At 55.9% G+C, this 1,443-nt stretch carries 1 rRNA gene; it reads right to left on the bottom strand.

Annotated features, from left to right (window positions below):
• Positions 1-119 precede the first annotated feature (119 nt).
• Positions 120-1,443, bottom strand: a 16S ribosomal RNA gene (locus QN350_RS19605); the annotation flags it as partial.

The following is a 1,443-nucleotide window of genomic DNA, read 5'->3' as shown; positions in this document are numbered from 1 at the left end:
ATGATCTCTGCGTATCAATGTCAATGTTCCACCCATGAGCGCCATCGAAGAACATTCGTCTTCGTATGGCTTGGCAGTGTTACTCCGCTGTATACAGACGGCACTGCTGTGCTCCTTAGAAAGGAGGTGATCCAGCCGCACCTTCCGGTACGGCTACCTTGTTACGACTTAGTCCTAATCACCGATCCCACCTTCGACAGCTCCTTCCCGTGAGGGTTAGGCCACCGGCTTCGGGTGTTACCGACTTTCATGACTTGACGGGCGGTGTGTACAAGGCCCGGGAACGTATTCACCGCAGCGTTGCTGATCTGCGATTACTAGCGACTCCGACTTCATGAGGTCGAGTTGCAGACCTCAATCCGAACTGAGACCGGCTTTTTGGGATTCGCTCCACCTTGCGGTATTGCAGCCCTTTGTACCGGCCATTGTAGCATGCGTGAAGCCCAAGACATAAGGGGCATGATGATTTGACGTCATCCCCACCTTCCTCCGAGTTGACCCCGGCAGTATCCCATGAGTTCCCACCATTACGTGCTGGCAACATAGGACGAGGGTTGCGCTCGTTGCGGGACTTAACCCAACATCTCACGACACGAGCTGACGACAACCATGCACCACCTGTATAGAGACCTTGCGGGGCGACTGTTTCCAGCCGTTTCCTCTATATGTCAAGCCTTGGTAAGGTTCTTCGCGTTGCATCGAATTAATCCGCATGCTCCGCCGCTTGTGCGGGCCCCCGTCAATTCCTTTGAGTTTTAGCCTTGCGGCCGTACTCCCCAGGCGGGGAACTTAATGCGTTAGCTGCGACACGGAGACCGTGGAATGGTCCCCACATCTAGTTCCCAACGTTTACGGCATGGACTACCAGGGTATCTAATCCTGTTCGCTCCCCATGCTTTCGCTCCTCAGCGTCAGTTACGGCCCAGAGATCTGCCTTCGCCATTGGTGTTCCTCCTGATATCTGCGCATTCCACCGCTACACCAGGAATTCCAATCTCCCCTACCGCACTCTAGTCTGCCCGTACCCACTGCAGGCCCGAGGTTGAGCCTCGGGTTTTCACAGCAGACGCGACAAACCGCCTACGAGCTCTTTACGCCCAATAATTCCGGACAACGCTTGCACCCTACGTATTACCGCGGCTGCTGGCACGTAGTTAGCCGGTGCTTTTTCTGCAGGTACCGTCACTTTCGCTTCTTCCCTACTAAAAGAGGTTTACAACCCGAAGGCCGTCGTCCCTCACGCGGCGTTGCTGCATCAGGCTTTCGCCCATTGTGCAATATTCCCCACTGCTGCCTCCCGTAGGAGTCTGGGCCGTGTCTCAGTCCCAGTGTGGCCGGTCACCCTCTCAGGCCGGCTACCCGTCGTCGCCTTGGTGAGCCATTACCTCACCAACTAGCTGATAGGCCGCGAGCTCATCCCTGACCAAAATTCTTTCCACCCCC

This window comes from Cryobacterium sp. 10I5 (assembly GCF_035019865.1).
Lineage (GTDB): Bacteria > Actinomycetota > Actinomycetes > Actinomycetales > Microbacteriaceae > Cryobacterium > Cryobacterium breve_A.
The sequence above is the reverse complement of the archived record's forward strand: the minus strand, read 5'-3'. Positions and strand labels throughout refer to the sequence as shown.